The sequence below is a fragment of the Clostridium thermarum genome, from assembly GCF_006351925.1.
In the GTDB taxonomy this organism is placed as follows: Bacteria; Bacillota; Clostridia; order Clostridiales; family Clostridiaceae; genus Clostridium_AU; species Clostridium_AU thermarum.
This window is the reverse complement of the sequence record NZ_CP040924.1, coordinates 1092934-1119283: the sequence shown is the minus strand read 5'-3', so window position 1 is coordinate 1119283 and position 26350 is coordinate 1092934. Positions and strand designations below refer to the sequence as shown.

Genomic DNA, 26350 nt, shown 5'->3' with positions numbered 1-26350 from the left:
CCTTAGAACAATAAATTTTAGTAGGATAAGCATTTTGCTATTTCATATAGGTTAGTGTCAAACTTTCTAGGAAGGGCTAATGCTTCGTCTATATCATCATCAATTATAACTCCGCCTCTAATTCCTACAACTCTAGAAGATTTACCCTCGATTAAAAGTTCAACTGCTCTGGCGCCCAATCTTGAAGCAAGTATTCTGTCAAATGCAGTTGGACTTCCACCTCTTTGTATGTGACCTAATATAGTAGCTCTTGTCTCGATTCCAGTAACTTCTTCCACATGCTTAGCAAGCTTTTGTGCTCCACCAACCCCTTCTGCCAAAAGTATTAGATTATGAAGCTTTCCGTTTCTCTTGCCTTCAAGTATTGTCTTACAAAGTTCATCAACATCCATGCCCATTTCAGGAACTATGATGCTTTCTGCACCACCGGCCAGACCTGCAAATAAGGCAATATCACCACAGTTTCTTCCCATAACTTCCACAATACTAACTCTTTCGTGGGAGCTTGATGTATCTCTTAGTTTATTTATTGCATCTAATACAGTATTTAACGCAGTATCGAAGCCAAGAGTGTAATCAGTATAAGATAAGTCATTATCTATAGTTCCTGGGATACCCACAGTTTTTACACCAAGCTTAGATAATAGCTTGGCACCTGTAAAGGAACCGTCACCGCCAATAACAACAAGGCCATCGATACCAAAAACTTTCAGCACATTTACAGCTCTTTCTCTGCCAGCTTCAGTCTTAAACTCTTCGCATCTTGCGGTCTTTAAGATGGTACCACCCTTTTGAATTATATCTGACACAGAATTTCGGTTCATCTCAAAGATTTCCCCATTGATTAAACCATTGTAACCTCTTTCAACACCCATTACCCTTAAGCCCTTACTAAGGCCCATTCTAACTACTGCTCTGATGGCAGCATTCATTCCTGGTGCATCTCCGCCGCTTGTCAAAATAGCTATTGTTTTCATATTAACTCCTCCTGTTCCCCGTGGGACAAAACTCGTCCCACCATGGTCAAATACGTTACATTGATAATAGCTTTGAGCATATTTTTAATAACTATCACTATTGTCCCAACATAATATTACTACAAAAATATTTATCACGCAACTATAGTATTACCTGCAGAAATAAAAAATAAAACGAAAAAAGTCTAAATTCATGAAAATACGTTGGAAATGATCAAATATCGAGGAGTAATAGCGGGACAAATAAGGGGACGGTTCACAAGAATTATATATATTTTCTAAAAAAGTATATAAACCTTGTGAACCGTCTCCTTTAACAGCAAAAACCTCAGAGTCAAGCGGATCGACTCTGAGGTTTTTTACTTTCTTGTTCTTTATTGATGATTGGAAAAACTAAACTACTTTTACGTTCTCTTCTCCAAACTCACTCTTTAAAAATTCTACTACACCAGATTCAGTATTAACCCAAAATTCTTTATCCATTCTGTAATTCTTTCTTTCCTTTCGGATAAACAGATATACCGGTGTATTTCCCTTATACCTGTGTAGAGCAAGTTTTAAATTATTTATGATTCCACGGGCTGTCTTATCATCTTCAATTGCAATATACAACTTAGAGGTATTAATGTTTATTAACGGCTGTATATCCTCGCAAAGAATTTTTGGCCCTTCATCTTCTCTTATACTTACCCTACCTTTTACAAGGATAAGGGCATCTTCAGTAATGAGGCTAGATACCTTTTCCATAACTTTGGGGAATACAACAACTTCGATGCTTCCATAAATATCTTCAAGGGTTATAAAGGCCATCCTATCATTATTCCTAGTAAACTTTCTGCTTACAGAAGTGATTATACCACCAATCATAATTTTCTTACCGTCATAGATTTTTTCGTTTTCCTTTATGGATACATCGTAGCTTGAAGCATCCATTCCAGTCGTTAATTCATCCTCTAAAGTTGTTTGTTGAGCAGCTGCTTCAAGGATATCAATGGTTCTTGTATCGGTATGGAGCTTGAGAGCTTCTTGGTATTCTTCAACAGGATGGCCTGATATATACATACCTGTGATCTCTTTTTCCATGGCCAGCAAGTGTCGCTTTTCAAACTCTTTAATGTTTGGATACTTGATCTCAGCCTCTAAATTGACTCCACCTAAGCTTGTAGCACCTAAGTCTCCAAAGAGACTTACCTGTCCATCAATGTTCCTCTTCTTCTCGCTGCCTAGTCCATCTAATATTTTTTCATAAACCGAAAGCATTTGTGAACGGTAAACTTTGAAACAATCAAAGGCTCCAGACTTTATAAGGCTTTCGATAACTCTTTTATTAATTACTGATAAATCTATTTTATTACAAAAATCGTATAGTGAAGTGAATTTACCCTTTTGCTCTCTGCTGCTAACGATGCTCTCTACCACATGAATGCCGGCATTTTTTATTGCAGCAAGACCAAACAGTATTGTTTTCTCATCCTTGACCGTGAATTTAGCATAGCTTTCATTTATATTAGGTGACTTTACCTGTATTCCCTGACTTTCAGCAAACCTTATATAAAATACAACCTTATCTGTTACTCCCATAACACTGTTTAGCATTGCTGCTATGTATTCTGCAGGGTAATATCTCATCAGATAACCTGTCTGATATGCCACCACAGCATAGGCAGCAGCATGGGACTTGTTAAAGGCGTAGGAAGCAAAATCCATCATTTGATCGAAGATCTTGTTTGCTACCTCTTCACTAATGCCATTTCTAATACATCCAGGCACCTCAACATTGCCATTTTCATCAACTATTCCATAGATAAAGTTCTTTCTCTCTTCCTCCATTACCTTGTGCTTTTTCTTTGACATAGCACGTCTAACAAGGTCACTTCGGCCCATAGAGTATCCTGCAAGCTTTCTTACTATCTCCATAACCTGTTCTTGATAAACCATAACGCCATAGGTAACACTTAAGATGCTTTCAAGTTCCGGAGTCAAGTAAGTTACCTTCTCTGGAAAGTTCTTATTTTCAATATATCTTGGAATTTCAGCCATAGGGCCTGGTCTGTACAAACTTATTCCCGCTATTATGTCCTCCAGGGAATCCGGTTTCAGCTCCTTCATAAAGTTAGTCATCCCGGCAGATTCCAATTGGAAGACCCCAACAGTCTTACCTTCACCTATCATTTTATAGACTTCATGATCATCAAAGCCAATTTGGTCTAAATCTATATCAATACCTCTTATATCCTTGACCATCTTTATGGCATCACGCATAACTGTAAGGGTTCTCAAGCCTAAGAAGTCCATTTTGAGTAGTCCAAGCTCCTCTAAAGTCCCCATAGGGAATTGAGTTACTATCATATCTTCGTTCCTTTGCAGCGGAACAAAACTTACTAATGGCTGTGATGCTATAACTACTCCTGCCGCATGAGTTGATGAGTGCCTAGGCAAGCCCTCAAGAGACCTGCTGATATCTATAAGCTCCCTTACTCTTTCTTCTTCATCATAAATTGCTTTTAACTCCGGATTTAAGAACAATGCTTTATCAATAGTTATACCAAGCATAGTGGGAATCATCTTAGCAATTTTATCAACCTCAGCATAAGAATAATTCATAGCTCTTCCAACATCTCTGATACAAGCTCTGGCAGCCATGGTACCAAAGGTAATTATTTGTGAAACATTATTTTCGCCATATTTATCTACCACGTAGTCAATTACCTTCTGTCTTCCTTCATAACAAAAATCCGAATCTATATCCGGCATACTCACTCTTTCAGGATTCAAAAAACGCTCAAAAAGCAAGCTGTATTTTATGGGATCGATCTTTGTAATTCCAAGGGTGTAGGCTACAATTGATCCTGCAGCGCTACCTCTTCCGGGGCCTGTTGGTATGCCATTCTCGTTAGCATATCTTATAAAGTCCCAAACTATCAAGAAATAGTCAACATATCCCATCTGATTTATTATATTTAACTCATAGTTTAGTCTGTATGTGAGTTCTTTGGCATCTAGATTCTCTTCTGATATTTTCATTACAGAAGCATAAATCTCTTCTTGCGATAGATCCCTTATAGGTTCAAAAACCTTGTACCTATCTACTAAGCCTTTGAAACAGGTATCCCTCAGATATTCGAAAGCATCATATCCTTCTGGTAGTGGGAATTTGGGCAGCTTTGACTTATGGAATTCATAATCAAATTTACATTTCTCTGCAATTTTGACGGTATTGTTCAAGGCCTCAGGCACATAAGAAAACAAGCCATACATTTCCTCAGGGGACTTCAAGTAGAACTGATCCGATGGATACCTCATTCTGTTTTCTTCGTCCACAGTCTTGCCTGTCTGAATGCAGAGGAGTACATCATGGGCCCGATAGTCTTCCTTTCTTATATAATGGACATCATTAGTAGCAATCAATGGCACCCCAATTTCTTTTGAAAGCTTGATAATTTCTCCATTTACCTTCATTTGCTCCTGCATACCGTGGTATTGAAGCTCCAAATAAAAGTCCTCTTTAAATACTGACTTATAGAATAATGCAGCATCCTTAGCCTTAGCATAATTGCCCTCCAGCATATGAGCTTGAACTTCACCGCCTAGACACGCACTAAGTGCGATAAGTCCCTCGCTGTGCTGCTTTAGGTATTCATGATCAACTCTCGGTTTATAATAAAATCCCTCTATGGAAGCGGTAGATACAATCTTCATCAAATTATTATAACCAACCTCATTTTTTACCAGTAAAACAAGATGGTATGTTTCATTTTCTTTGTCCATATGCTTAATCTTCATAGATTTTGGCACAATATATATTTCGCATCCTATTATTGGATGTATTCCTTCTTCTACAGCAGCTTTATAAAAGTCCACGCAACCATACATAACTCCGTGATCTGTAATTGCCAGGCTTTTCATGCCTAGCTCTTTAGCTCTTTTTACAAGCTGCTTCATTTTACCTGAACCATCCAGCAAACTGTATTCTGTATGTACATGAAGATGAACGAAATCAATATTTTTCTTATCCTGTTCTTTATAAGGCTCCATATCAATATTATCCAAATTATCTTCTATATCGAAAGTTTCATCTATATTCTCCACATAATCACCTCTTTGCCTTATTATCTTTTTATTATTGACAAAATTCATCTTTTTAGTTACCCCTTTATTATATACCATCATGGTGAACTAGGTAAGAGGGGACGGTTCACAATTCATATAGTAATTTTAGATTTTCTTATATTGAACTGATTTTATAATCAAAAAGCTGTCAATAATTTAGCTATAATAATTAATAGATATGAGCATAATTAAATAAAAAATAGAACAACAAAAGTTAAATTATTACAATTTTTACTAAGCGTAGCTTAAATATCTAAAATGGAACTTAAGTTGAAATGAAAGAAACAAAAAAGGGTAGACTATCCCCTTGGTAAAATTGATGCTTAAAAATTTTGATATAACTTAGTTTAAGCTGTCCTTTTTAATCCCGATAGGGATTTGTATTTATCAACACAGCCAGATTTTATAGCAGCAATTGCAATAGTTAAAAGACAAATATGTCCGATTGTATTTAAATTAGTAACAGAGTTAATATTTCTAACATAAGCTTGCTCGGTATTTAGATTCTTCCATCTAGAATTGTATCTTTCAGATTCAGTTCTAAGGCTGTATATTTTCTTAAAAAATATAGAATCACGATTTATAGAGGATCTATAATCAGTGCCAATGCTTATGTATTTTACACAACCTCTGTTCTTCTTACCGTTAAAGAATTTTTCGTGTTTACATGGACATAAAGAATCATCTTTAGAAGTCCTAAAAGGACAGCAAAATTTTTGTTTAATATATGAATCAAAATATTGTTTGCCATCTTTATGCATTGCTAATCCGGCATCGCATATTACATTGCCTGTTGATGTTAAGTTTTTAGGTTTTGAACCACGTTTATTTAATGCAATGAAGGCATGGCCTTTAAGGCTATTACGAATAAAATCATGATTTTGCTTTGAGTCATAAGCTTTATCAGCAATAATATAACTACCTTTTAGTGGAAACCACTCATTGGTATCAGAAAGTATTTCTGTAAAGTTAGAAATTTCATTAACATCAGCGGTTGTAGTAAATTCAGCAATTGGGAGACCGGAGATAGCATCACAAATAACATGATTTTTATATCCCCAGTAAAATTCACATTTTTTCTTTGAATTATTGGGTTTATCTTCGAAAACTTGAACATTCATAGAGTTATTAGCAGTATGAACACCTAATTTACAATCTTTATCAGAAGAAGGATGATTATTTTTAGAAAATTTGTTATTTGCGAAGCATTTAGGATTATTAAATTTAGTATTAGCCTTAACAGGAGTGGCATCAACTGATATAAAGTTGTTGTCAATAAAACCAAGTTCTTTAAGAATATTAACTTGGTGTTTCATGACTTCTTTAAGATAAGAATTAGATAAATTTTTTATAAATCTCTGAAAAACCGAGTATGAAGGTAAAGGTTTAAAAATATTGAAACCGCAAAGCTGAGCAATTATTAGATTATTTTCTAGAAAATCTTTAAGGTCAGTAATTTGGGCAAATTTTTCACATTTCATGACAATGAAAGCTCTAAAAAGAGCATGACGTGAAAACCCAGTAGGACCATATTTTGAAGGTACCCTATCGGGTAATGAAGATAAATCAAGATTATCGAAGATTTTTGTATAAAAATTGATAAGCTTTTGAGAAGTAAAAAGTTCAATTATGTTAAAGATTTCTTGACGTTGGTACATAGAGATTTCCTCCTTATTGTTTTTATATTATGTGTGGTTATATAGTATAATTCGACAAAAAGTGAGGAAATCCTATGACATATATTTGAGTGATAAAAAAAAATTAGCCCTTACGGGCTAGTAATATCAAGGCATTAGAATTATGCTCAAGGCTATAATAATTAATATTAGAGAGGTGACAAATATGCCAAGAACAGCAAGAAAAAAGTTCCCAGGTGCAATCCTTCATGTTATGGTTAGATCGATTAGCGAGGTTTCTCTTTTTAGGGATAACAAGGATAGGGAAAAGTATCTCGAACTCATTAAAAAGTACAAAGACTTGTATATGTTTAATGTTTATGGTTATTGCCTCATGACAACCCACGCTCACATGATTATTGATTGCTGCGGTTCCGATATAAGTAAGATCGTGAAATCAATAAATCAAAGTTATGTTCAATATTATAATAAGCGCTATGGTAGACATGGCCATTTATTTCAAGATAGATTTAAAAGCAAGATAGTAGATAATGATAATTATTTGATTGCTTTATCAGCGTATATTCATAATAATCCTAAAGATATCAAGCTTTACAAAAATGATGTCTCAAAGTATCCTTATTCAAGTTTGGCAATATATTTAGGTATAAAGAAAGACCATCACAATATTCTTAATACAAGCTTTATCCTTCAACATTTCAGCTGCGATATTATAAAATCAAGGAAAACTTATGTTGAAATTATGAAAAAAGCTTATAATAATATGAATTCAATTGAATTAGCAAAGGAAGTTGAGTTTGTATCTGAGAAGTCTGAATATAGAAGTGCTAGAGGTTTTATTTTAAGAGAAACACAGCCTGAAGATATAAAAGAATTTATATCTTCTTATTTAGGGTGCGATGTAAATCTTCACCTAAAATATAGCCATAAAAATAATGAGTTAAAATCCTTATTCATTGTTATCGCAAGGAGTTTTTCTAACTTATCACTTACAGATATTTGCTTAATGCTTGGTAATATCACCCTATCCAATGCTTGGCGGCTCTCCCAAAGGGGTTCATTACTTATACAAACTGTTCCGCAGTATAAAAATATTATTCAGGATTTTATTAGGCAAAAAATTCCTGTAAATCCTTAATCTAATACTTTTTAAAGCTGATTTTTGATAATTTTGTTGCTTAAATTGGATTTTGAAATTTTTGTAGTTAATGAGTTTCATTAATTGGATAAAAAAGATGGACAACTCTTATGTCATGCAGACTGAAGTTGAATTGAATCAAAGGGGACGGTTCACAAGAATTATTCATTTTGATTAATTCTTGTGAACCGTCCCCTTTAAATTTAAATAAATTTAAATTTTAAATTTTATTTTAGTAGTCAACAGCTGATGATCCTTTCAGCATTGGCCTTAATTTTTTCAATACTTCATTGACATGGTATGGATGTACTTGATATTCCTGCATATCTTCTAAGGAATCAAATCTTGTAATCAAAGCAATATCATAGGATCTTTCTGTATGTAGAACATCTACTCCCACTTCTATATACTTTAGTTGTGGAATCTTACCTTCCATTTGCTCAAGTATGTTCTTGGCACGTTCCAAATTTTCTTTACTAGGATCATTTAACTTGAAAAATACTATGTGCGTAAACATTTAAATATCCTCCTCTGAATAAGACTTAGTCCTAAGTTAATCAAACCTTGTGAACCGTCCCCCACTATCTTTTTATCTTTTTATTACTCTGGCGGAGAGCATGGCTTTTGCTATGTGCTCCTTCTCAGAATCGTACATATCCACTTCAACCTTGCAAAAGTTTCTGCCGATATCGATTACGTTTGTATATATATGTATAAAGCTGTCTACCTGTACTGGTTTCATGAAGTAGGTCATCATGCTGTCCACTGATACATTGATGTTGTTTTTCTGTCTAAGCGTTGATAAGCCTACCGTGGAAAGCAGCATGTTCAGCGCACTCCAGGAAGCTGTTCCGATAGTATCTAGCATCTGAGGAATTATATTACCGCAGAAATGTGCTACTCCATTTTCCATCTCATAGCTGAAACTCTTTAATATTAGGTCTTCTAAAGTGTCACTTACCTGAGGCTGTCTCGAAACGTATTGCAGCGCCTTGATAACATCTCTTCGGGTGATTATGCCCACCAGCTTCTTGCCGTCCACAACCGGTGAAATTTCTATGCCTTCCCAAGCCATAACGTGGGCAGCATATGCCACAGTTGTCTTCGGAGTCACAGTAATAGGAGTTTTGCTCATTATTTTTCCCACAGGATCATCCGGTGAGCAGTCGATCGGTAGGTCCTTTAAGGTTACTACTCCCACAACCTTGTTGTCATCACCAACAACAGGATATCTCTCATGTTTTGTTTCATTCATGAGCTCCTTCCACTGCCTTATAGTGGTGCTGGCTTTAAGACTGATTGGATTTGGTATCATGATATCCTCTACCAAAATTATGTCCTTTTTGATCAGGCTTTCAGATATTGCCCTATTTATCATAGTAGCTATTGTAAAGGTATCATAACTGGAAGATATTATTGGAAGACATTTTTCATTTGCAAGCTTTTTAATTCTATCATTACAGGTAAATCCACCACTGATTAAAACTGCTGATTCATTGTTAAGGGCTAATTCCTGCGCTTCTTCTCTGTTTCCCACTATCAGTAAACATCCTGGCGAAATATATCTCTGCATTGCATCAATGGTCATAGCACCAATGACAAACTTATTAAGAGTCTTATGGATGCCTTCCTTTCCTCCTAAAATAGTACCTTCAACTATGTTAACCACTTCTGCGAAAGTTAATGCTTCAATGCTCTTCTTTTCAACCTTTTCTATTCTAACGGTACCAACCCTTGGTATGGTGGATACTATTCCAAGGGTTTCACAATCTTTTATGGCTCTGTAGGCTGTTCCTTCACTTACCCCTAGGGCTGAGGCAACGCCTCTTACAGAAATTTTATGACCAACCTCAAGGGACAAAATATGCTTGATTATCTCCTCGTGCTTAGACATACTTTCGCACCTACCTTTCTTCCCTTCTCAATTCATCAGCAATTTTTTCAATTCTTCTCAGTCTGTGATTTACTCCTGACTTTCCTACAGGAGGATCCAGCATTTCGCCTAATTCCTTCAAAGATTCGTCAGGGTAGTTTAACCTCAGCTCCGCAATTTCCCTTAAGTTCTTGGGTAATCTGTTGAGTCCAATCTCCTTTTGGATAAGTTTAATGCTTTCTACCTGCCTTACTGCCGCATTAACTGTTTTGCTTAAGTTAGCCGTTTCACAATTAACAAGCCTGTTTACGTTATTTCTCATTTCCTTCATTATTCTAATATTTTCAAGTTCCAAAAGGGACTTGTGAGCTCCTATAATGTTAAGTAGGTCAACTATCTGTTCACCTTCCTTGAGATACACAATATAGCTGCTCTTTCTTTGAATTACCTTAGATGAAAGTCCGTAAACATTGATTAACTTACTTAGGGCTTCAGCATATTCTAAATCATGGGTAACAAACTCAAGATGATAAGTCTTCTCAGGGTTACTTATACTGCCGCCGCCTAAAAAGGCCCCTCTTATATAAGCTCGTCTTGTTTCATCAGAATCAACAATACTTTCTCTTATGCCGTAATCGAAAGTAATCAAACTATCATCATCGGCAAGGATACCTACTTCTTTCAAAATTGATCTGACACCCATTTCTTCTCCGATAACTACCATATAAATATTGTTCTTCTTTAGAGAATTACTCTTTTTTACCATTAACCTAGTATTTATATTAAAGTAATTCTTAAGCATCTTAAAGACCAATCTGGCAATTCCTGCATTTTCCGTGGTTATCCTAAAATTTATTTGCCTGTTAGCTGTAAAGGAAATCGTACCACTGACTTTCATTATTCCTGATAACACAGCAATTGCCTCTTTTTTACTTAAATCCGTAAGTCTGCAAACTTCTTCTTTAACTTTTGATGAAAATGACATAGTACCTACTCCCTAATCTTTTTATTGTCTTTTAATCTTTCTGATAGATAGAAATATTCAATGATCTTCTTTCTATCGAAGAATAATTTTTTCTCCATAATTGTCTCAATGAGAATCGCTGCCAGTTTTTCAGAATCATGTCTTATATATCCATTTCTGACCTTGATTAGGTCCCCCTCAATGATTCCAACTCCAAGCTTTTTCAGCTTATTATTATCAGTTACCACCAACTGAGAACCTTCTGATTTGTACTTTTCCTCTAACTCAGCATCAATTTGCCCTGAATTTACTATAATATAGTCTAGTATATCTTCTTTCGAATGCTTATAAATTGCATTAATATGTTCTGCAACATCATACCCATCAGTTTCACCGGGCTGAGTCATTATATTACAAATATATATCTTTAAGCCATCCGCTTTGCTAACCTCATCTGCTATGTCCTTAACAAGCAGATTAGGTATTACACTGGTATATAAGCTTCCCGGTCCCAAGATAATTGCATCTGCCTCTCTGATAGCTTTTATAGCTTCATCCAAAGGCTTTGCATCCTCTGGATCAATAAAAATGCGATCGATAGAAGTCCCCTGAGCTAAAGCTACTTCAGGTATTAAGGATTCTCCTTGTACTATATTTCCATTTTTAAACTTGGCCTTTAAAACCATATTCTCCAAAGTAACTGGCAGAACCTTGCCGGTCACCGCCAAAACTGAGCTCATCTTCTGCACCGCTTCTTCGAAATTTGAAGAAATTCCATCCATGGCTGCAAGAAACAAATTACCAAAGCTTTGATTCTTAAGTCTTCCATCTTTGAATCTGTATTGCAGAAGCTCCTCCATCAAGGGTTCAGTATCTGCAAGAGCCAATATGCAGTTTCGGATATCACCAGGAGGTAGTATGCCCAAATCCTCTCTTAAATCTCCAGAACCACCACCATCGTCAGCAACAGTAACGATAGCAGTTATGTTTGAAGTGTAATATTTAAGTCCTCTAAGCATAGTCGATAGACCTGTTCCACCACCAATTACAACTATTTTAGGTCCCTTTACCAACAACCTTTTCTCGTAGATAAGACTTTCAAGTTTTTTAGAATCCAATCTTACATTTATATAGCCTTTATTAATGAGGGCTATTATGGACCTCATTCCTTGGGTAATGGACACATAGATTACAAAAATGCCAATAATATTTAAGAAAAGCCAGAAGGCCTTGTAATAAATATTGTAAAACTGCCTTTCAACTATTTCCACCAGACCAAAAAATATTAGGAACACACCCATGATACCAAAGAGTATCCAGCGCTTAACCTTTATCCCCGGCTTTAGCCAGTCTGAAAACTTCATAGCTTCATACCACCTCTATTAATATCCTCATGAATATCCCTGTGCTCAATGGTTACCTTGTGGCCTTTAGCTTTCAATCTTTCATATATAGCGTTGGAGATGGCCACTGAGCGGTGTCTTCCACCGGTACAGCCGATGGATATAATAAGCTGTCTTTTGCCCTCTTTTATATAGTTAGGAATTAAAAAAGTAAACATGTCGTCAAGCTTGTCAATAAACTTAGTGGTAACTTCATGCTTCAGAACATATTCCTTTACCGGCTCATCATTCCCTGAATACTGTTTTAGTTCATGTATATAGAAAGGATTAGGTATAAATCTCACGTCAAATACTAAATCCGAATCTACCGGTATGCCGTACTTAAAGCCAAAGGAAAGCACTGTTATCATCAGTTCTACTTCAACCTGGCCCTCTTCTCCATAAATTTCAGTAATCTTCTGCCTTAAATCCCAAATGGACAGCTTAGTTGTATCGATGATGTTGGTAGCTCTGTTTCTGAGTTCATTTAGCTTGCTTCTCTCCAGTTCAATCCCCTGAAGAACTCTGCCTTCAGGCGCTAGAGGGTGCTTCCTTCTGGATTCTTTATATCTCTTTATAAGTACTTCATTGGAGGCATCCAAATAAAGAATTTCATATTCGTATTCCTGAGACTCCAGGTGCTTCAAACTTTCGAAAAGGGCATCGAAAAACATTCCACCTCTAATGTCCATCACTAATGCTATCTTATCTATTTTCCCACCGGTCTGGAAACATGCTTCTGCAAATTTTGGTATTAATGTAGGAGGTAAATTATCTACACAAAAATATCCAATATCCTCAAGGCTCCGCATAGCCTGTGTTTTTCCTGCTCCTGATAATCCAGTAACAATTACAAATCTCATATAAATCCTCCTTTACGCAAATACTTACATAAGTACTCTCTTACTATTAATGTCTATAATATTTTCAAGCTATAATGTATTCAATCTATAATATGTAGTAATGGCTATAAAGAATCATAAGTTGTCTATAAAATCAAAGTATTTTAACTACATATTTCTATTAGCTGTACCATAATTTTAATACAGATATATTTTTTATTATAACACAACGACTAAAGAAATAAATAGCATTTGCCAAAGAATTAGAGCAGGTAGAAGAGGTGGGGACGGTTCACAAGGTTTATACCTAATGGCTTATTAATTAGTGCAGCTTTGTTTTATATTATGTTTAAGCTGTTATGCCAAAATAATAAATAAAAGCAGCATAATATTATAATAAATATCATGCTGCTGTACTAATCAAATATATAATTATTGAGGTAATAGTATAAATCTTAAGATAAACAATCCTGCAAGAACGTACATTATAGTATGTACTTCCTTATGTCGACCTGTAGCCAATTTCATTATTGGATAAAAAATTATTCCTGCAGCAATACCATTGGCTATGCTGTAGCTGAATGGCATGATTGCTATAGTGAAGAAAGCAGGCAGGGCTTCTGTAAAGTCACTGAAATCCACATCTTTTATAGATTCCATCATAAGTATCCCCACAATAACAAGGGCCGGAGCAGTTGCCTCTGAAGGAACAATCCCAACAATTCCACCGAAGAATAAGGCTAATATGAATAATATAGATACAACAGTAGACGATAAACCTGTCCTACCGCCTTCTGCAATTCCGGCTGTAGACTCAACATATGTTGAAGTAGTTGTTAAGCCAAACATTGAACTTATTGTTGTTGCTATAGCATCTGTAAGTAGTGCCTTTCTCATATTTTTTATTTTCCCGTCAGGTAATACCATGTCAGCCTTTTGTGCTGTTCCAACTAAAGTCCCTATGGTATCAAATAGGTCAACTAAGCTGAAAGTAAGTACAACCATTATTACACTGGTTAAGGCTCCTATTATACCAGAACCATTGTGGCTCAATAAACCTTTAAAATCCATGGCCATAAAAGTTGGCGCAAAGGATTTAGGCATACCAATAAATTGTATATTACTAATATCCGTAACTCCTAGTGGAATTCCAATTATTGTAGTAATGATTATTGAAAGAAGCATGGCTCCTTTCACCTTTCTAGCCATCATAATTCCCATTAAAGCTATACCTATTATCGTTAATATGGGTTTAGGTTGAGTAAAATCGCCAAAGGATACCAATGTATCCGGATTAGATATAATTAAGCCACCACTTTTTAAGCCAATCAAGGCTATGAACAAGCCTATTCCTGCTGTAATGGCAATCTTAATGTTTTTGGGCAGGCAATCTACTATTTTTTCTCTTAAAGACGTAACAGTTATTAAGATAAATAATAATCCTGATATAAAAACAGCTGCCAAAGCCTGCTGCCATGTAAATCCAAGAGTCATACAAACTCCATATGTGAAAAAGGCCGTTAGTCCAATTCCCGGTGCAACGGCAAAAGGAAGATTAGCATAAAGCCCCATTATCAGGGTACTTATTGCTGATACAATACATATGGCTGTAAAAGCTGAAGCCACATAGGGGTCATTGATAATGCTCAAATCTTGTGAACCGTCCCCCATAATTCCAGCTGCGTTCATGCCGGAAATCTTCAAAACATTCGGTATAACCAATAATGCATAAGCCATTGTTATAAATGTAGTAAATCCCGCAATAACTTCTGTCCTTATGGTTGTACCATTTTCTGATAGCTTAAAGGTTCTTTCTAATAAGCCACCTTTTCCATCTTTTGTACTTTGTTGTTTCATTAAACTGTCCCTCCTAAATGCTCTTTTGATACGCTTTGAAACTTCTTTAGTACTTTTTAGTGCTTTCTTCTTATTGGTTCTTTGAGAACTGTTTGGACCTAGATACTAAAAAATAATAAAAGAATATGATTCAAAGGAAATAATAAAAAAATTATTAAAATCAAAAATTCCACCAGAAAATATGGATAAATCTCATGGTGGAATTGCATCCGGAAGATTACCCATAGGGAAGCATTATCGGTGCTTCGTAGAAACGTCTGAACCCTATTATCAGACTTATATGGATGGAATTATTTAGCTTTTACTTTTTTTCGCTTCATTTATATTAACACCTTGTTCATAATATATCAATGCAAAGAATATGTATCTTCTGTAATAAAAAGGTTTTACCAATAAATCTTGTAAAAAAGAGCCTGAGAAGTCCCAAGCTCTTGGTCTTAATTATTAAGTTCCTCGCCCATGATTCTTACCTCTGTATGAAGCTCAACGCCAAACTTTTCAAATACAGTCTTTTGAACGTAGGCAATTAAGCTTAAGATATCTTTTGCTGTGGCATTTCCGGTATTTATAATGAAACCACTGTGTTTATTGGAAACTTGCGCACCTCCAATGGACACACCTTTTAGGTTGGAGTCCTCGATAAGCTTTCCCGCGAAATAGCCCTCAGGGCGCTTAAAGGTACTTCCTGCAGATGGGTAATCCAGTGGCTGTTTGTCTGTTCTTCTTTTCTGCAAATCATCAATGAGAGTTTTTATGTCATTGTAATTTCCTGGTTTTAAGTTAAACACTGCTTCCAAAACAATAAAGCCCTGTTTTAGTATAATGCTGTTTCTATAACTCAGTTCCAGTTCCTGCAAATCCAATCTTCTTATATTGGCATCATTATCAATGACAAGTGCATTTTCTATTACATTTTTCATTTCGCTTATGTAGGCACCGGCATTCATAGCCACAGCCCCTCCTACACAGCCGGGAATTCCGCAGGCAAATTCGAATCCTGTGAGACTATGGTCCAAAGCACATGTGGACACATCACTGAGAAGAGCACCGCTTTGGGCAATAATTTTGTTTCCTTGAACCTCTATTTTGTTTAAAGCCGTAAGTTTAATAACTACCCCTCTTATCCCACCGTCTTTAACTAAAAGGTTTGAACCATTGCCAATGATAAAATAGGGTACATTCTGATCCTTGCAAACTTTAACTAATTGCTGTACTTCCTGATAGTCCTTTGGTATAACAAATATGTCTGCCGGGCCCCCCACCTTAAAGGAAGTGTGGTTTTTCATCGGCTCATCTGCTAGAACATTACTTTCTCCAACGATTTCCTTGATTTCACCTAATAGGTATAAATAATTCTTCATATTTCTTCCCCTAACACATATTGTTAACTAAACATATTAAGTCTAAAGACACCAACATCAGTATACATTATAGCAAACTAATCCATCAAGTATATTATTCAATTATTCTATACTTATCAGTATTAACCATTTTTTTGCCTTTGATACGTAAAATAGCATTTTATACTTTCCGCTGCCCTTCTATCTATAGAAGGTGTCTCCAGTAATTCTTCTATAGTCGCATTTTTGATATTTTCTACAGACCCAAATTTCTTTAACAGTGCAATCCTTCTCTTCTCGCCTATATTAGGAATCTCATCCAGCACTGAATGAAGGGTCCTCTTATCCCTTAGGGTTCTGTGATAGGTAATAGCAAATCTATGCACCTCATCCTGGATCCTTGTAATCAACTGCATAACCTTTGAATTAGGTTTAATGGGAAGCTCAATATTATTATATATTAAACCTCTTGTTTTGTGACTATCATCCTTTACCATGCCGGCAACGGGTATGTTGATGCCTAGCTCCTCCAATACCTCAAGGGCCACATTAACCTGGCCCCGTCCTCCATCCATCAATATGAGGTCTGGAAACACGGAGAACTTCCCATTGCTGAACTCCAGCTTTCTTTCCTGAATATTTTTGACTTCTTCAAGGCCGTGACGGAACCTTCTTTCTAATATTTCACGCATGCTGTCATAATCGTTGGCACCTATTACAGATTTTATTTTAAATCTTCTATAATCGCTGTTCTTGGCCTTGCCTTCCTCAAAGACGATCATACTTCCAACGGAATCAAAGCCCTGAATATTTGAAATATCATAACTCTCTATTCTGTGAGGCAGCTCATCCAGCTCCAGTAATTCTGCTAATTCCTTGAGAACCGTCCCCTGTATTTCTTTATCCATGAGCAGCTTCTGCTTGAACTGTTCCAGAGTCATCTTGGCATTCTTTTTTACCATCTCAAGGAATTGAACCTTTTCTCCACGCTTAGGTACCTTGAGAGATACCTTACTCCCCTTCTTAGTTGATAGCCACTCCTCCAGCAGGTCTTGGTCCACAATATCATGTATGTATATATGGGATGGAATAAAGGGGGTGCCGCCATAAAATTCTTTAATAATCTGGGAGATAATTTCTCCTGGTTCTTCACCGGCAGTGTCTTCAAGAATAAAGTGTTCTCGCCCTACAACCTTTCCCTGTCTCATAAAGAATACTTGAGCACAGGTATCTTTTTCATCGCTGTAGATATCGATATAATCTTCATCCTCAAAGCTACCGGTAATGATTTTCTGTCTTTCTTGAATTTTCTCCACAGCATTAATTTTATCTCTTAAGGCCGCCGCTTTCTCAAACTCCAGATTTTCCGCCGCGGCTTCCATATCCTTTTTAAGTTTTTTCAATACCTCCGTATCCCTTGCGGATAAGAGATTTATTACATCCAGGACTATCTTTCTATATTCCTCTTTTGATATCAGCCCTGCACAGGGAGCCTTGCACATGCCTATATGATAGTTTAAGCAGGGTCTTGTGACTTCTCCGTTTTCAACTATATTTCTCTTGCAGTTTCTTAGGGGAAATATTTTTCTTATCAATTCTAAGGTCTCATAAACTACAGACACATCGGTATAAGGGCCGAAATACTTATTTCCGTCCTTTACATAATTTCTTGTGGTGAATACCCTTGGGAAATCTTCATTGGTAGTTATCTTAATAAAGGGATAATGCTTGTCATCCTTTAATAAGATGTTATACCTGGGTCTATACTTTTTAATTAAATTACATTCTAGTATGAGGGCTTCACTCTCAGAGTCTGTCACGATGTACTCAAACTCAGCTATGTTTTTAACCATAGCCACAACCTTCGCAGAATGGTTGGATGAGTTTTGGAAGTATTGTCTGACTCTATTTTTCAGCACCTTTGCCTTACCTACATATATAACTTCACCCAGGGAATTCTTCATGAGATATACTCCCGGTTTATCCGGGAGCATTTTTAATTGGTATTCAAAATCAAACATTTCTCTCACTTCCTTAAAATTAAAGAAATTATCTCTTCTCTAGTGCCTTTTGAATAACTCGGGAGGCTATCTTTGAAGCAGCCCCGCCGCCGGTACCTCCTTTTTCCACAATAACCGCTATAGCTACTTTAGGATTTTCGTAGGGAGCAAAGCCGATAAACCAGGAATGAGGCTCACCTTCTTCACTATGGTCTGCTGTACCTGTCTTACCAGCTACCTGTACACCACTTACAGCGGCAGCTTTACCGGTACCGCTGGTAACAACGTCCTTCATGTAGCTGCCTATGGTATCTGCTACTTCCTTGGAAGTAGCCTGTGCCAATTTTTCATCGGGTATGACCCTTATACTCTCATTTTCAAAGGTCAAGACTTCACTAACAAGCTTTGGTTTCATCATCACTCCGCCGTTGGCTATGGTAGCTGCTGTCAAGGCCATTTCCATAGGAGTAGCCAATATACTGCTCTGGCCTATACCGCTTTGAGCCATATTTCCCGGCTCGGTCTTTGGTATCTCCGGGAATCTGCTGTTATCCACCACAATACCATCGCCCTTAATGTCCCGGTTAAAATAAAACTTCTCTGCCACGTCCTTTAATTTATCATTTCCTAATTCCATGGCCAAGGTTCCAAAAACCACATTGCTGGACTTCATAAAGGCAGTTCTCAAATTGATATTTCCCATGACACTGCCACCATAATTACTCAGTGAATACTTGCTGTTAAAAACAATCTTTCCCTTGTCTTCAAAGATCCTATCCTCTACCCCTTCAATATTTTCCAGTGCTGCAGCGGCCGTAATTACCTTAAAAATAGACCCCGGAGGATATAGGCCTGAAACAGAACGGTTCAGCAGTGGCCTATCCTCATTTGCATTTATATCCTTCCATATCTCTTCCAGATTATTAGGATCAAAGGAAGGCTTTGAAACCATAGCAAGAATTTCTCCGGTCTTAGGATCAAGCACTACAACAGAACCTTTACGGTCTCCCAATAAATCATAGGCTGCCCTTTGAACATCTGAATCCAGAGTAGTTTTTATGCTGTGGCCTATTTTTTCCTTAACTTCCCCCTTATTTCTGATCAGCTCAAAATATGAAAGAGAATTATCTGCCATGAGCTCCTGATCATAAGTGGCTTCCAAACCGGTTATTCCATATCTCTGGTCCACATACCCCAGAGCATGGGCAAATAAGGCCCCACCGGTATATTCTCTCTTTTGAGTTAAAGTACTCTCCTTCTCACTTTTAGTTAAGGCATTACCATCTCTATCATAGATAGTCCCTCTTAAAACTTCATTCCTCTTAGCCCAAAGTCTCTTATTCTGTGAATTGTTTGCGATGGCCGGCCCCTTCACTGCTATAAAATAGCTAAAATAAGATATCAGGGCCACAAAAAGCAACAAAAACACAATAAGAACTTTCTTTATATTAACAGACAAATCGCCCATAATAACCTCCTTATCCGATTAAAATCAACCTTCTTCCGAAATCTTCTGTATTATACCTAATGCAAAGAAGGTAGCAAACATGGAAGTACCTCCATAGCTGATAATAGGCAGAGTGATTCCGGTAAGTGGAATGGCACCTACCACGCCGCCTATAATCACTAAAACCTGACTGGCTATCATAGCACTGTAGCCCACTGCCAGCAGCTGAGAAAACTTATCTTCTACATATAGTGAGGCTCTCATGCAGCGATAGAAAAGAAGGAAGAATAAGATTATAATTCCAAACCCCATAAAGATACCAAATTCCTCGCATATGGCTGCGAAGATAAAGTCACTTTCAACCACAGGTATAAAATTTGGATGGCCCATACCTAGTCCCGTGCCAAAAAAGCCGCCGGAAGCTATGGCCATTAGTGATTCCACCAGCTGATAGCCCTTGTTGGTTGGGTCCGCCCAGGGATTTATCCAGATGTCTACTCTTGTCTGTACATGAGAGAACATCTTGTAACTGATAAAACCACCTGCCAAGAACAGCAGCAGACAAACAGCCACATACTTAAACTTAGAAGTGGAAATATACAGCATGGTCACAGAAAATCCAAAGAATATGAGAGCAGATCCCAAATCTCTCTGAAGCACCATGAAGCCCAAGGAAACCATCACTATGAGCGCGGGCTGGATCAGGGTTTTTATGTCCTTATAGTCCTTTAAAGCCGACGCCAGATAGGCAATGAGAAAGAGTTTTCCAAGTTCTGAGGGCTGAAAGCCGATGGGGCCCAAGGATACCCAGTTTTTTGCACCGCCTCTTTCCGTTCCTATAAAGGTAGCCATGGACATAAGAATTAATGTAATTATCAAATATAGGTACTTGTACTTGGCAAAGGTCTTTACATCCGGCAGCAGCACAACCAAAGCAATAAAGCCGGCCATGCCCAGGGTATACCACACCACCTGTTTTATTGCCAAGGCAGTATTAAGCCTATAGAGCATTCCAATGCCTATAACCGAAAATATTGCCGTAAACATTATTATGAATTTGTCCCCATCAGGAAAAAATTTTCGGATGATTATGTAGCCATAGGTAAAAAGCAGACATATGATAAGGGCCATTACCAGGGCCCCTTTATCAAAAGGCTGCTTTAATACAAATAGGTTTCCAAAAATAGCAAAGCATAATAAATAGGTCATGAACAAAAGCCTGAGTTCTCCTCTTCTGCTCTTCAAGTAATCACCTTCTTTTAAGCTTATTAATCTGCATAAATAATACTGACATTGAATTATCCTATTACCTTAAACAAGGTAGTACCAATGCGTATCTCATCTCCAGGTTCCAGCATGACCTTGCCTTCAACCTTTTCTTCATTTAGCAGAGTACCGTTGGTACTGTTCAGGTCCTCAAGATAGTAGTCCGTATTTCTTACATACACCTTTGCGTGATAGCCGGAAGCATAGGGATCATTTAAAATAACCATATTGTCTTCCTTTCGGCCAATGGTAATCAAGCGGTTTATAGGAATAATGCTGCCTTTGCCCAGATTGGAATTCTCAGGAGCTGCAATTACTTCTAACCCCCAGGACTTTTTTAAAATCTTCTTTTTATCCCCATTTTTAACATCCTTATACATAATCCTTAAAGCCATAAATATAATAATGTATATAATCAGTATGAATAGAATAATAAAAATAGGCCTGAAAATACTTGCATAATCTATCATAATATCACCTGCCATAATAATATTTTAAAGACTAGCATTAAATACTTTATGCTAGTCTAAAATTAATTATAACATCTTTTTAAGATATTGTCCCGTATAAGAATTTTTATTTACACTTATTTCCTCCGGTGTACCGGTGGCAATGACAGTTCCACCTTTAGCTCCGCCTTCAGGCCCTAAATCTATGATATAGTCAACACATTTTATAACATCCAGATTGTGCTCGATAACTATAACAGTATTGCCTGCATCTACAAGCCTTTGCAGTATTTGTATCAACCTTCTGACGTCATCAATATGAAGACCGGTAGTAGGTTCATCCAAGATGTACAGGGTCTTTCCGGTGCTTTTCTTCGAAAGCTCATAGGCCAATTTAATTCTTTGAGCCTCTCCTCCGGATAGTTGTGTTGAAGGTTGGCCAAGCCTTATATAGCCTAAGCCTACATCATATAAGGTTTGAATCTTATTTTTTACCCTTGGAATATTTTCAAAGAACTCCAAGGCCTCTTCTACAGTCATGTTTAAAAGGTCATCTATATTTTTACCCTTGTACTTCACCTCAAGAGTTTCTCTGTTATACCTCTTACCCTTGCAGACTTCACAGGGTACATAAACATCGGAGAGGAACTGCATTTCTATTTTAATTATACCGTCTCCGGAACAGGCCTCACAGCGGCCGCCCTTCACATTAAAGCTGAATCTTCCGGGCTTGTAGCCTCTTAGCTTTGCTTCTGAAGAGTTGGCATAGATTTCTCTTATGATATCAAAAACACCGGTATAGGTGGCAGGATTTGATCTTGGAGTTCTTCCTATAGGACTTTGATCTATGTCGATAATCTTATCTATATTTTCATACCCAAGTATCTCCCTGTGAGCTCCCGGGATGGCTCTTGACTTGTTGATCAGCTTATATAAGCCCTTATACAGGATTTCATTTACCAAGGTACTCTTTCCGGAACCGGATACTCCGGTAACTGCAGTGAATACCCCCAGCGGGAAATCCACATTTATATTCTTAAGGTTATTTTCCCTGGCCCCCTTAACCTTAATCCAGTTTCCATTTGGCTTTCTCCTCTGGTCCGGTACCTCTATCTTCTTTTTACCGGTCAAATATTGTCCTGTAATAGATGCTTCAGTGGACTTAATCACATCCAGTGGACCGGCTGCAATTATATTACCACCATGCTCTCCTGCTCCCGGACCGATATCCACTACAAAATCCGCTGCCCTTATGGTATCCTCATCATGCTCAACAACTACAAGTGTATTACCGATATCCCGTAAATGCTTCAAGGTTGCAATGAGCTTATCATTGTCCCTCTGATGAAGTCCTATGCTTGGTTCATCCAATATATAGAGCACACCTACCAAGGATGAGCCTATCTGAGTAGCCAGTCTGATTCTCTGTGCCTCTCCTCCGGAAAGTGTTCCTGCGGTTCTGGCCAAGTCCAGATAATCCAGCCCCACATCCACTAAAAATTTCAATCTGCTGCTTATTTCTTTCACAATCTGATCACTTATAATCTTATTCTTCACAGAAAGTTCCAGATTATTTATGAAATCCAGTTCATCTTTTATAGAAAGTCTGCAGAATTCATTTATATTTTTATTTCCTACAGTCACAGCCAGAGCTTCCGGCTTTAATCTGGCCCCCTTACATTTAGGACATGGGTTGTCACTCATGAACTGCTCTATTTCTGCCTTTATATAGTCGGAATTGGTCTCCATATACCGTCTCTTTAAGGAGTTAATTTCCCCTTCAAAGCTGTGCCAGAATTCACCGGAAGAAAACTCTTTATCATACTTTACAAGGACCTTTTCACCTTTAGTACCGTAAAGCAAAATGTCCACAATTTTATCAGGCAGTTCATTTATTGGAGTATTTAAATCGAATTTATATTTTTCACTCAAGGCTGTCATTACGCTGTAAGTCCAGGAGTCTTCCTTTAATCTTCCCTCCCCCCATGTGGCAAAGGCACCTTCTAAGATGCTCTTGCTCCTGTCCGGCAAGACCAGGTTCTCATCTATCTCCAATAAAGTACCTAGACCATCACAATGGTCGCACTTTCCGAAAGGTGAGTTAAAGGAAAATAATCTTGGAGCCAATTCATCTATACTGATGCCGCATTCAGCACAGGCAAACTTTTCACTGAATAAAATATCCTCACCGTCCATGACATTTATAATTACAAGTCCTTCTGCTAATTTTAGGGCGGTTTCGATAGAATCTGCCAAACGGCTTCTTATGTCTGCCTTTACTACCAATCTGTCTGCAACTGCTTCAATAGTATGCTTTATATTCTTTTGAAGCTTTACTTCGTCTTCGGACAAGTCGTAGATTTCCCCGTCAATTCTGGCCCTTACAAAGCCATTCTTCTTTATATTTTCGATTACTTTTTCATGTTCTCCTTTTCTTCCTCGGACTATAGGAGCAATGACCTGTATCTTGCTTCTTTCAGGAAGCTCCATAACCTTATCTACCATTTGGTCTACTGACTGCTGCTGGATTTCCTTACCGCACTTAGGACAGTGAGGTATACCTATTCTGGCATAGAGCAGTCTCAGGTAATCGTATATTTCTGTAACTGTACCAACAGTGGAACGGGGATTTCTGCTGGTAGTCTTTTGATCTATGGAAATAGCCGGTGACAAGCCTTCAATATAGTCCACGTCAGGCTTATCCATCTGTCCTAAGAACATTCTTGCATAAGAAGAAAGTGATTCTACATATCTTCTCTGGCCTTCAGCATATAGGGTATCAAAGGCCAAAGAAGACTTACCCGAACCGGACAATCCTGTAAATACCACAAGCTTATCTCTTGGTATTTCAAGGTCCACATTCTTAAGATTATGAACTCTGGCCCCCTTAATCTTTATAGTCTCTCTCATGTATTTCAACCTCAATTCTCTCTCAATTAACTTTTACTGATCCTGTTCAACTTTTTCCTTAACTCAAAGATTTGATCTCTAAGCTGTGCCGCCCTTTCGAATTGCAGGTCTTTGGAAGCGGCCCTCATCTCTGCTTCAAATTTTTCTATGGTCTTTTCTAAGTTTTCCTTGGTACCTTCCAAGGCCTCTTCAAAGCTGCGGTATTGTGCCCCTTCCTCGGATACCCTGGAAACTTCAATGATATCTCTAATCTGCTTTATTACAGTAGTTGGTGTAATTCCATGGTCTTCATTATACTTCATCTGGATTGCTCTTCTTCTGTTAGTTTCACTTATGGCCCTCTGCATGGAATTTGTAACCACGTCAGCATACATAATAACCTTGCTTTCACTGTTTCTGGCCGCTCTACCGATGGTCTGTATCAAGGAGGTCTCTGATCTTAAGAAGCCTTCCTTGTCAGCATCCAAGATAGCCACCAGGGCAACTTCAGGAATGTCCAAACCTTCTCTTAAAAGGTTTATACCAACTAGAACGTCAAATTCACCTGCCCTAAGATCTCTGATAATCTTCATTCTTTCTATAGTATCGATGTCAGAATGAAGATAAGTTGTCTTAACATTAAGATCCTTTAAATATTTAGTCAGATCCTCTGCCATTCTCTTGGTCAAGGTTGTTACCAGTATTCTAAAGCCCTTGGCTATGGTTTCCTGAATATTGGCATACAAATCGTCTATCTGACCTTTTACAGGCTTGAGTACTATCTCAGGATCTAACAGGCCTGTAGGTCTTATAATCTGTTCTGCAACCTCACTGGAATGGTCAAGTTCATAGGCTGCAGGTGTAGCACTGACAAAGACAACCTGCTTAATCTTTTGTTCAAACTCTTCAAATTTAAGAGGTCTGTTGTCAAAGGCAGAAGGCAGTCTGAAGCCATAGTCCACTAAAGTGTTCTTTCTGGACCGATCACCGGCATACATGGCTCTTACCTGTGGAAGGGTAACGTGGCTTTCGTCTATAAACAGCAGAAAGTCTTCAGGAAAATAGTCTAAAAGTGTCTGAGGTGGTGTCCCAGGGTCTCTTCCATCCAATATTCTGGAATAGTTTTCTATACCACTGCAGTAGCCAACCTCTCTCATCATCTCTATATCAAAATTTGTCCTTTGTTTTAATCGTTGAGCTTCCAGCACCTTATCCTGGGCTATTAGTTCTTTAAGTCTCTCCTCTAATTCCTCTTCTATTTTCCTTATGGCCACTTCAAGACGTTCTGCTGAAGTAGCAAAGTGGGAGGCCGGGAATATGGATACATGCTTTAGGTCCTTTAAAAGTTCTCCAGTCAATATATCAAATTCCCGGATTCTATCAATTTCATCACCAAAAAACTCCACCCTGATTCCTCTGGATACTGAGTTTGAAGGTACGATGTCTAACACGTCCCCCCTAACTCTGAAGGTACCACGGTGAAAATCTATTTCATTTCTTTCATATTGTATTTCTACAAGCTTCTTTATTATTTCGTCTCTATCCTTCTGCATACCCTGTCTCAAAGAAATAGTCAGGTTCTTATATTCTTCCGGATTACCCAAGCCGTATATACAAGAAACTGAAGCCACTATAATTACATCTCTTCTCTCAAAAAGAGCTGAAGTGGCAGAGTGTCTTAACCTTTCAATTTCATCATTGATAGAGGCATCCTTTTCTATGAAGGTATCTGTCTGCGGAACATATGCCTCAGGTTGGTAGTAATCGTAATAAGATACGAAATACTCTACGGCACTGTCCGGGAAAAACTCTCTAAACTCTGAACAAAGCTGTGCAGCCAGGGTCTTATTATGGGCCAAAACCAAGGTAGGCTTCTGAACTCTTTCTATAATATTGGCCATCGTAAAGGTCTTACCGGAACCGGTAACTCCCAAGAGGGTCTGCCCCCTATTGCCGGCCTGAATGGATTTAACCAATTTATCTATAGCTGCCGGCTGGTCACCGGTAGGCTTATAGCTGGATTTAATCTTAAATTCTCCCATACCACCATCTCCGCTTAACTTATTCTCTTTACATTATAACCTACTTTTAAGTGTATAATCATGAATAGAATCACGAATATAAGTTCGTCATCTAATATTCTATCCTTTTGCATTTTATATGTCAACTAATTAATTGT

Annotated in this window: 17 protein-coding genes and 1 riboswitch; of the genes, 1 reads left to right on the top strand and 16 read right to left on the bottom strand. The window is 37.6% G+C overall.

Going from position 1 to position 26350, the window contains the following annotated elements; all coding sequences use genetic code 11:
• Positions 1–17: 17 nt before the first annotated feature.
• From pfkA to FHY60_RS04750, 3 genes are all read right to left on the bottom strand, one after another.
• On the bottom strand, positions 18–977 hold the full coding sequence (gene pfkA, locus FHY60_RS04760) for a 6-phosphofructokinase (protein WP_139903923.1): 960 nt from the start codon (positions 975–977) through the stop codon (positions 18–20).
• A gap of 393 nt (positions 978–1370) precedes the next feature.
• Complete coding sequence (locus tag FHY60_RS04755; protein ID WP_139906289.1) at positions 1371–5012, bottom strand: DNA polymerase III subunit alpha; 3642 nt, start codon at positions 5010–5012, stop codon at positions 1371–1373.
• A 422-nt stretch (positions 5013–5434) separates the two neighbouring features.
• Positions 5435–6745: a transposase gene (locus FHY60_RS04750; protein ID WP_139903921.1), complete on the bottom strand. Its 1311-nt coding sequence runs from the start codon at positions 6743–6745 to the stop codon at positions 5435–5437.
• A 184-nt stretch (positions 6746–6929) separates the two neighbouring features.
• Here FHY60_RS04750 and FHY60_RS04745 point away from each other — a divergent pair, with 184 nt between their 5' ends.
• Positions 6930–7862: a transposase gene (locus FHY60_RS04745; protein ID WP_163216135.1), complete on the top strand. Its 933-nt coding sequence runs from the start codon at positions 6930–6932 to the stop codon at positions 7860–7862.
• Positions 7863–8094: 232 nt separating this feature from the next.
• Here the strand turns inward: FHY60_RS04745 and FHY60_RS04740 are convergent, their stop codons facing one another.
• The 13 genes from FHY60_RS04740 to uvrB form a co-directional block, all read right to left on the bottom strand.
• Positions 8095–8379: a Dabb family protein gene (locus tag FHY60_RS04740; RefSeq protein WP_139903918.1), complete on the bottom strand. Its 285-nt coding sequence runs from the start codon at positions 8377–8379 to the stop codon at positions 8095–8097.
• 72 nt (positions 8380–8451) lie between these two features.
• Complete coding sequence (locus tag FHY60_RS04735; RefSeq protein WP_139903916.1) at positions 8452–9756, bottom strand: DRTGG domain-containing protein; 1305 nt, start codon at positions 9754–9756, stop codon at positions 8452–8454.
• Between the two features lie 10 nt (positions 9757–9766).
• Entirely contained in the window at positions 9767–10720 is a 954-nt protein-coding gene (gene whiA / locus FHY60_RS04730) for a DNA-binding protein WhiA (RefSeq protein ID WP_139903914.1), read from the bottom strand.
• Between the two features lie 5 nt (positions 10721–10725).
• Entirely contained in the window at positions 10726–12063 is a 1338-nt protein-coding gene (locus tag FHY60_RS04725; protein ID WP_139903913.1) for a gluconeogenesis factor YvcK family protein, read from the bottom strand.
• Positions 12060–12944: an RNase adapter RapZ gene (rapZ, locus tag FHY60_RS04720; RefSeq protein ID WP_139903911.1), complete on the bottom strand. Its 885-nt coding sequence runs from the start codon at positions 12942–12944 to the stop codon at positions 12060–12062. The genes FHY60_RS04725 and rapZ overlap by 4 nt, the downstream gene beginning before the upstream one ends.
• Positions 12945–13355: 411 nt before the next feature.
• Entirely contained in the window at positions 13356–14780 is a 1425-nt protein-coding gene (locus FHY60_RS04715; protein WP_139903908.1) for an NCS2 family permease, read from the bottom strand.
• 204 nt (positions 14781–14984) lie between these two features.
• A riboswitch (purine riboswitch) is annotated at positions 14985–15084 on the bottom strand.
• Between the two features lie 133 nt (positions 15085–15217).
• Positions 15218–16141, bottom strand: coding sequence for a UDP-N-acetylmuramate dehydrogenase (gene murB, locus FHY60_RS04710; protein ID WP_139903907.1), 924 nt, complete (start codon positions 16139–16141; stop codon positions 15218–15220).
• A gap of 122 nt (positions 16142–16263) precedes the next feature.
• The gene (uvrC, locus tag FHY60_RS04705; RefSeq protein ID WP_139903905.1) at positions 16264–18141 is read right to left on the bottom strand and encodes an excinuclease ABC subunit UvrC; all 1878 of its coding nucleotides are present in this window, start codon (positions 18139–18141) and stop codon (positions 16264–16266) included.
• A 28-nt stretch (positions 18142–18169) separates the two neighbouring features.
• Complete coding sequence (locus FHY60_RS04700) at positions 18170–19588, bottom strand: peptidoglycan D,D-transpeptidase FtsI family protein (RefSeq protein ID WP_139903904.1); 1419 nt, start codon at positions 19586–19588, stop codon at positions 18170–18172.
• A gap of 24 nt (positions 19589–19612) precedes the next feature.
• The gene (locus FHY60_RS04695) at positions 19613–20812 is read right to left on the bottom strand and encodes an FtsW/RodA/SpoVE family cell cycle protein (protein WP_139903902.1); all 1200 of its coding nucleotides are present in this window, start codon (positions 20810–20812) and stop codon (positions 19613–19615) included.
• Positions 20813–20865: 53 nt separating this feature from the next.
• Positions 20866–21303 (bottom strand): FHA domain-containing protein, encoded by a 438-nt coding sequence (locus tag FHY60_RS04690; RefSeq protein ID WP_139903900.1) that lies wholly within the window; start codon positions 21301–21303, stop codon positions 20866–20868.
• Positions 21304–21369: 66 nt separating this feature from the next.
• Positions 21370–24192 (bottom strand): excinuclease ABC subunit UvrA, encoded by a 2823-nt coding sequence (gene uvrA, locus FHY60_RS04685; protein WP_139906288.1) that lies wholly within the window; start codon positions 24190–24192, stop codon positions 21370–21372.
• 26 nt (positions 24193–24218) lie between these two features.
• Complete coding sequence (gene uvrB / locus FHY60_RS04680) at positions 24219–26213, bottom strand: excinuclease ABC subunit UvrB (RefSeq protein WP_139903898.1); 1995 nt, start codon at positions 26211–26213, stop codon at positions 24219–24221.
• Positions 26214–26350: the final 137 nt, after the last annotated feature.